The organism is Pelagibius sp., from assembly GCF_028289705.1.
Classification (GTDB): Bacteria; Pseudomonadota; Alphaproteobacteria; order Kiloniellales; family Kiloniellaceae; genus Pelagibius.
Genome location: NZ_JANQOI010000080.1, coordinates 19780 through 27098 on the forward strand (window position 1 = coordinate 19780; position 7319 = coordinate 27098).

Below are 7319 nucleotides of genomic sequence, written 5' to 3' on the forward strand. Positions count from 1 at the left end.
TCCGGAATGCACGCTCCCCCAACCGGAATGCTGCCATCACCGGCCTTCGCGGCGCAATCGCCACGTGCGCAGGCGTGCTCTGCGGGCGGCGCGGATGTGAGTTTTTGGGCGCTTTCGACTTGCGTCGAATTCGGTGCCGGCCCACTCCCCCTCCCGGCCACCCAATGCGATTATCCTAGTGGGTGGCCGGGAGGGGGAGCGGGCTGGTGCCGTCACTACGTGAAACACTCTAGGGTCTCAAGAACCCAACGATATCATAGACTTCCGCAAGGATCGGATCGGCCAGGGCGCGGGCCCGCTCGGCGCCGTCGCGCAACACCGAGTCGACAAAGGCCGGATCGTCGACCATGCGCTTCATCTCCGCGCCGATCTGCCCCATGGTTCCGACCGCGACCTCGGTCATCTCCTTCTTGAAGTCGGCGAAGCCCTTGCCCTCGAAGTCGCCGACAACGGCGGCGAGATCGCGGTTGGTGAGAGCCGCGAAGATGGTGAGCAGGTTGGCGGCCTCCGGCCGCGCCTGGCGGAAGTCCTCGGCGAACTGCCCGTCGGCGCCGACCACCGAGGGGTCGGGCAGCAGCTCGGAATCGCTGGTGGCGCGGCGCACCTTCTTGGCCACCGCATCGGCATCGTCGGTCATGTTGATGCGCGAGGCGTCCGAGGCGTCGGAAGAACTCATCTTCTTGCTGCCGTCGCGCAGCGACATGACCCGCGTGGCGGTGCCCTGGATCAGCGGCTCGACGATGGGAAAGAACTCGACCCCGAAATCGTTGTTGAACTTCTGGGCGATGTCGCGGGTCAGCTCCAGATGCTGCTTCTGGTTCTCGCCCACCGGCACGTGGGTGCCCTTGTAGACCAGGATGTCGGCGGCCATGAGGTTGGGATAGACGTAGAGCCCGGAGGAGGCTTTCTCACGGTTCTTGCCGGCCTTGTCCTTGAACTGGGTCATGCGGTTCAGCCAGCCGATGCGGGCCACGCAGTTGAACACCCAGGCGAGCTGCGCGTGGGCGGCAACCTGCGACTGGTTGAAGATGATCGAGGTCTTCGGATCGATGCCGGCCGCCAGATAGCCGGCAGTCACCTCCCGCGTGCGCTGGCGCAGTTCCGCCGGGTCCTGCCACAGGGTGATGGCGTGCTGATCGACGACGCAGTAAATGCAGTCGTTGTCCTGTTGCAGGGTTACGAAATTGCGGATCGCCCCGAGGTAATTGCCGAGGTGGAGGTTGCCGGAGGGCTGGACGCCGGAGAAGATGCGTTTCATCGGATATGATCTGGCTAAGAGACGCGCTGGAGGTGAGGCGCGGTTATCGCTGGCCGGCTGCCGGGGGTCAAGGCCCGTCAGGGTCGGGCTCCGCTACCGGGCGGCGGCGCAGGGCGGCCAGCAGCTCGCGGCGGGAGACGGCACCGAGGGCGAAGCTCAAGGCGCCGTAGACCGCGAGGCCCGCCGCCACCAGCAGGGCCAGGGCCAGAACCCGCTCGGCGAAGCTGTCCGCCAGCCAGACCCCGAGGCCGGCCTGCAGGCCCCAGAGCAGCGCCCCCATGCCGGCGCAGGCGGCGAGGATGCGGGGCAGGCGCTGGCGAAACCGCTGGTCCAGGGCCCAGAAACCCCGGCGGCGCAGGGCGACCACCAGCAGCGCGGTGTTCAGCCAGGCGGCCAGCGCCGTCGCCAGGGCGATGCCGACGTGCTTCAGCGACAGGAAGAGCACGAGGCTGAGGCCGATGTTGGCCACCACCGAGACCACCGAGAAGCGGAACGGCGTCATCGTGTCCTCGCGGGCGTAAAAGGCCGGCTGCAGGATCTTCACCAGCACATAGGCGGGCAGGCCGCCGGCGAAAGCCGCCAGGGCGGCGGCGGTGGCCTCGGCATCGGCGCGCCCGAAGGCGCCGTGCTCGAACAGCCCGCCGACGATGGCCCCGGGGATCACCAGCAGTGCCACGGTGGCGGGCAGGGTCAGCAGCAGCGCGAACTCGAGGCCGCGGTTGAGGCTCTCCCCCGCCGCGGCTTCGGCGCCGGCGCGCAGCTTGCGCGCCATATCCGGCAGCAGGACGATGCCGATGGCGATGCCGATCAGCCCCAGGGGCAACTGATAGACCCGGTCGGCGTAGTAGAGATAGGAGAAGGCGCCCTCCTGCCAACTGGCGATGGAGGAGCCGACGAAGATGTTGATCTGCAGGGCCCCGGCGGACAGGACCCCCGGCCCCAGGAGTACCAGCAGGCGCCGCACACCGGGGGTGAAACGCGGCCAGGGCAGCCGCAGCGCCATGCCGGCCCGCGAGGCGGCCACCACCAGGAAGACCATCTGCGCCGCCCCGGCAAGGCAGACGGTCCAGGCCATGAGATGGGCCGGCGCGCCGGTGAAGGGCAGCACCAGGGTGAGCGCCAGGATGAACAGGATGTTCAGCAGGATCGGCGCCGCCGCCGCCGCCGCGAAGCGGTAGAGGGAGTTCAGGACCCCGCTCAGCAGCGCCACCACCGCCATAAAGAGGAGGTAGGGGAAGGTGATGCGCGAGAGATCGATGGCCAGGGCCAGCTTTTCTGGGTCCTGGGAAAAGCCGGAGCCGATGACGTAGATGAACCAGGGCATGCCGGCCATGGCGGCGGCGGAGAGGATGAGCAGCCCTGTCACCAGCACCGAGAGCGCCTCCTCGGCGAAGCGCCGCGCCGCGGCTTCCCCCTCCTGCTCCAGGCGCCGCGCGAAGAGCGGCACGAAGGCGGCGTTGAAAGCGCCCTCGGCGAACAGCCGGCGGAACAGGTTGGGGAGGCGGAAGGCGGCGAAAAAGGCGTCGGCGACCGGGCTGGCGCCGACCACGTTGGCGATCAGAATGTCGCGGATAAAGCCGAGAACCCGGCTGATGCCGGTATAGCCGCCGACCGTGGCGATGGACCGAAGCAGAGACATGCCGGGAGATAACTAAAGAAATGTGGCGCGCGAAGGAAGAACTTAGGGCCGGGCTGAGATCGGCACGCACCATCACATCAACGGCCAATACCTCAACAGCTATGCCAATGAGATGGCATTGCACGAGGACAATCGGCGGGAGACCAACGGTGATCAGTTCGTGATGATCGTGGCTGCTTCGCTAGCGCATCCGGTCAGTCGTCAGTGGAAAGGGTATGGGCAACGCTAGTGTCTGTGCGGCCACTAGTAACGAGGGTTGCACAATGCATGCTAGTGTTGGTAGCAATGCTCACATGCCCTGGGGGAGGGTCCGTTGAAGTTAATTGATCAACCGGGCGGCTCTATTTGGGTCACGGATGCGCCCGATTGGAATAGCAGTGACCCACACGCCACTCATCGAATCGCGGTTACGCCTGAGAGCCTGCACGCGCGCGCGGAGAGAGGATTACGGCATGTTCTCGGCCAAATGTATGGCGTCATGTGCCCTGGCTTAATCATGGCCGAGCATGTTTTCCAGGGTTTGAAGCGTGGCATGTCTGTTGGCGACGATCACGATGCAGCGGCTAACAAACTAGCCATCACATGGGCGGCGCAGCGTGACGCCACCCTTACTGGAGACAAATTTAACCCTACTTTGTCCTTTGTGGATGCTCCACCAAACCGGGTATTCGTTGTTTACGTGTCTCCCAACGAAATGTTAAAAGAGTTCCCGTCAGTATTTGGATGGGGGGAGCGCTGGACATGGGTCGCCGCAGACCCGGATTTGCCCGGCGCCCCCATTGATTCTGAAACCCGTTACGATTCAAGGCTTTGGTCTAGGCACGCTTAGCCTGGGCCGACCCAAGGAGGGGATTCAGTGATGCAGCAGAACGCTGTAGCGTGGCCAAAGGAAGTCGAGATTTCGACCTTCCGGCCAGTGGCGTATTATGACAAGCACATGGATTGTATCTATGTGATGACCCATGATCGCAGCGTTACCGAGCACCGCATCAACGAGTTTTTCACGGTCCACGAGTGTAATCACCGAGGCCCTCTGGACCCTGAATATGTTGGCTTTACGATCAAAGGGGTTCGCAAGCTTTTCAAGGAATTAGAGCTGCCACTGGAGGGCGTCTATACTCTTGCTAGCTTGATTGATCAGATCGTGCGGAGTCGCCCTGGGTCTATTGTTTCTGAAACTCTCAAGCTCATCTACCGAGAGTATACGGTTGCAGGCGACCTAGAAATCGACCTGAAGAACGCCGCTTAGGCTACCGTACTAAGCTCCACCGCTTGCGCTGCCCCGGTCCTGCCTCAGACCGCATCAGCCCCTTCTCCCGCATAGTCCTGAGGCTTGACCCGATCCGCTTGCCGATGGTGCGCACTAGCGCCTTGTCAGCCGTGTTCAAGCCTCTTTCGGCCATGAAGTGCTGGGCTAGGACTTGGGCTGTCATGCCCGCTGGCGAGGCCCTGAGCGCGTCCAGGATTAGCCTTGAGACTTCGCCCTGGAATGCCGCATGGCGTGGTGGTAGGGGCTTGGGCCTGATCTCTTCAAGGTCGATGTCCGGGACGTAGAGCCTGAGCGTGGCGTCTACGTGATCCAGGTCGATGATGAGTTGGTGCACTTGAGTCTGTGCGGCTTCTAGCTGGCCTGCGATCTCCGCACGCATGCAGATGAGGGCAGTCACAACATGGGGTCTCGCCATAGCTGGCAAACCAGCGATACATCGCCATACGGGACAGGTGCCCCAAGGTGCGTTTGCTACCTAGTGCCGGAGATTTACTTGGCGGTTTTCGCCGCCTTGACCGGCCGGGCGCTCGCGCGGGGCGCCGCCTTGGCCAGCGGCTTGGCCGATCCTTTCGGGCCTGCCGCCTTCGGCGTCTTCTTGGCGATCGTGCAGTCGCCCTCCTCGAGGGCGGCGATGAGTTTCTTTTCGATCTGCCGCAGCTTGATCTTGTTCTCGATCTTCCCGCCCAGCGCATCCTGCACATAGAAGACGTCGACGGCGCGCTCGCCGAAGGTGGCGATGCGCGCCGACTTGATGATCAGGTTGAGCCGGGTCAGCGCCAGGGTCACCTGGTAGAGCAGGCCCGGGCGGTCGCGGCCGTTGACCTCCACCACGGTGTGGTTGCGGCTGGCCTTGTTGTCGATGAGCACCCGCGGCGAGACCTTGAACACGCGAAAGCGGCTGGGGATCGGCGACTTCTGGTCCTCCAGGGCCTGCAGCGGCCGCATGCGGCCCGCCAGGCACTGTTCGATGGCCGCCGAGAGGCGGGCCAGCTTGCCGGGCTGGTCGAAGGGCCCACCGCTGGCGTCTTCCACATAGAAGGAATCCAGGGCCATCCCGTTGCGCAGGGTGAAGATCCGCGCGGCGGTGATGGAGGCCCCGGCCACCGCCATGGCCCCGGCGATGCGGCTGAACAGCCCCGGGTGGTCGGCGGCATAGACGGTGACCTCGGTAGCCTCGCGGTAACGGTCGACCCGGGTGTCGATGGTCAGCGGCGAGGCGTTCTGCTCGGCCTCGCGCACCAGGCTGGCATGGCGCAGATGGGCCTCGCCGTCCAGGCCGGTCCAGTAGGAGGGATAGCCACGGCGCAGGTGGGCGGTGATCTCCCTGGCGGTCCAGCCGGCCTCCTGCAGCTTGGCTTTCAGAGCCTCCTTGGCCGCCTTAACCCGGGTATCGCGCCCCTCGACGGCCAGGCCGCCGGAGAGCAGGGCCTCGGTGCGCCAGTAGAGGTCGCGCAGCAGCGCCGCCTTCCAGGCCGACCAGACGCCGGGCCCGACGGCGCGGATGTCGGCCACCGTCAGCACCAGGAGGAGGCGCAGGCGCTCCGGCGACTGCACCAGATCGGCGAAGTCCTGAATGGTCTTGGGGTCGTCGATGTCGCGCTTGAAGGCGGTGTCGCTCATGGAGAGGTGATAGAGCACCAGCCAGGCCACGGTCTCGGTCTCCGCCTCGGTGAAGCCGAAGCGCGGGCAGACCTTCTCGGCCACCTCGGCGCCCAGTTCCGAATGGTCGCCCTGGCGGCCCTTGGCGATGTCGTGCAGCAGCACCGCCATGTAGAGCACCCGGCGGGAGAGCACCTTGTGCACCACGTCGCTGGCGATCGGCGCCTCGGTGGCGAGCTCACCCTGTTCGATGGCGTGCAGAATGCCGATGGCGAAGATGGTGTGCTCGTCCACGGTGTAGTGGTGGTACATGTTGTATTGCATCTGGGCGACGACGCGGCCGAAGTCCGGCAGGAAGCGGCCGAACACGCCGGCCTCGTTGAGGCGCCGCAGGGTCGTCTCCGGGTCGTGCTTGGAGGTCAGCATCTCCATGAACAGCTCGTTGGCCCGGGGCTCGGCGCGCAGCGCCTTGTCGATGCGTTTCAGATGCCGGGTCATCCAGCGCAGCGCCTGGGGATGGATATCCAGTTCGTGCTTCTGCGCCACGCGGAAGATGCGCAGCATCTCCAGCGGCTTTTCGGCAAAGACCTCGCCGGAGCTGACGGTCAGGCGGTCGCCCTCCAGGCCGAAACCGTCGATCCGCCGGCGCCGCCGGAGGGTCGGCAGGCGAAAGCGCGAGCGCCGGTCGTGCTCGGCTTCGATGGCGGCGCAGAAGATCCGCGTCAGGTCCCCCACCTCCTTGGCCACCAGGAAGTAGCGCTTCATGAAGCGCTCGACGTCCATCAGGCCGGCATGGGCGGTGAAGCCCATGAGGGGGGCGAGTTCCTTTTGCATGTCGAAGGTCAGGCGCTCGTCGGCGCGCCCGGCGCGGTAGTGCATGTGGCAGCGCAGGGTCCAGAGGAAGTTCTGCGCCTTCTCGAAGCGCCGCACCTCCGCCGCGGTGAAGACCTTGCGCTGGACCAGCTTGGCGATGTCGTCGACGTCGTAGAGGTACTTGGCGATCCAGAACAGGGTGTGGAGGTCGCGCAGGCCGCCCTTGCCCTCCTTGATGTTGGGCTCCAGGGTGTAGCGCGATCCGCCGAAACGCTTGTGCCGCTCCGACCGCTCAGTGAGCTTGGCCTCGATGAACTTGGCCTTGCCGCCGGCCTCCACCTCGCGCACGAAACGCTTGCGCAGCTCGCCGAAGAGCGGCTGGTCGCCCCACAGCCAGCGCGCCTCCAGAAGCGCGGTGCAGATGGTGATGTCGCTCTTGGCGAGACGGATGCACTCGGTCACCGAGCGGGTGGCGTGGCCGACCTTGAAGCCGAGGTCCCAGAGGAAATAGAGCATCTCCTCCACCACCTGCTCGCTGCGCGGCGTCAGCTTGTAGGGCAGCAGGAACAGGAGATCGATGTCCGACTGCGGCGCCAGCTCGCCGCGCCCGAAGCCGCCGACGGCGACCAGGCTGAGGCGCTCCCCGGTGGAGGGGTTGGCCAGGGGATAGAGGCGCTCGCCGACATGGTCGTAGACCACGCGCACGAGCTGATCGACCAGATAGGATTCGGCGCGCACCG

General features: G+C 65.3%; 6 protein-coding genes and 1 pseudogene. 3 read left to right on the forward strand and 4 right to left on the reverse strand.

Features of this window, described 5'->3' with window-relative positions; translation table 11 throughout:
- Positions 1-229: 229 nt before the first annotated feature.
- Together trpS and murJ are read right to left on the reverse strand one after the other, a co-directional pair.
- Positions 230-1258, reverse strand: coding sequence for a tryptophan--tRNA ligase (trpS, locus tag Q0996_RS09545; protein WP_299618183.1), 1029 nt, complete (start codon positions 1256-1258; stop codon positions 230-232).
- Between the two features lie 67 nt (positions 1259-1325).
- Complete coding sequence (murJ, locus tag Q0996_RS09550) at positions 1326-2897, reverse strand: murein biosynthesis integral membrane protein MurJ (protein WP_299618186.1); 1572 nt, start codon at positions 2895-2897, stop codon at positions 1326-1328.
- A 49-nt stretch (positions 2898-2946) separates the two neighbouring features.
- Between murJ and Q0996_RS09555 the strand changes: the two are divergent.
- The 3 genes and pseudogenes from Q0996_RS09555 to Q0996_RS09565 all read left to right on the forward strand — a co-directional run.
- Positions 2947-3126, forward strand: a pseudogene (locus Q0996_RS09555) (IS1595 family transposase); the annotation flags it as partial.
- Between the two features lie 84 nt (positions 3127-3210).
- On the forward strand, positions 3211-3726 hold the full coding sequence (locus tag Q0996_RS09560; RefSeq protein WP_299618189.1) for a hypothetical protein: 516 nt from the start codon (positions 3211-3213) through the stop codon (positions 3724-3726).
- Between the two features lie 30 nt (positions 3727-3756).
- The gene (locus Q0996_RS09565; protein ID WP_299618193.1) at positions 3757-4146 is read left to right on the forward strand and encodes a hypothetical protein; all 390 of its coding nucleotides are present in this window, start codon (positions 3757-3759) and stop codon (positions 4144-4146) included.
- 1 nt (position 4147) lies between these two features.
- Here Q0996_RS09565 and Q0996_RS09570 read toward each other — a convergent pair whose 3' ends face one another.
- Together Q0996_RS09570 and Q0996_RS09575 are read right to left on the reverse strand one after the other, a co-directional pair.
- Positions 4148-4564 (reverse strand): hypothetical protein, encoded by a 417-nt coding sequence (locus Q0996_RS09570; RefSeq protein WP_299618195.1) that lies wholly within the window; start codon positions 4562-4564, stop codon positions 4148-4150.
- A 92-nt stretch (positions 4565-4656) separates the two neighbouring features.
- Positions 4657-7319, reverse strand: a 2663-nt coding sequence (locus Q0996_RS09575; RefSeq protein ID WP_299618198.1) for a [protein-PII] uridylyltransferase, incomplete at its 5' end; no start/stop codon positions are given.

What these genes read in the sequence shown, in the direction of transcription:
- murJ (WP_299618186.1), bottom strand. Translation starts at nt 2,897, where the DNA reads ATGTCTCTGCTTCGGTCCATCGCCACGGTCGGCGGCTATACCGGCATC.
- trpS (WP_299618183.1), bottom strand. Translation starts at nt 1,258, where the DNA reads ATGAAACGCATCTTCTCCGGCGTCCAGCCCTCCGGCAACCTCCACCTC.
- Q0996_RS09565 (WP_299618193.1), top strand. Translation starts at nt 3,757, where the DNA reads ATGCAGCAGAACGCTGTAGCGTGGCCAAAGGAAGTCGAGATTTCGACC.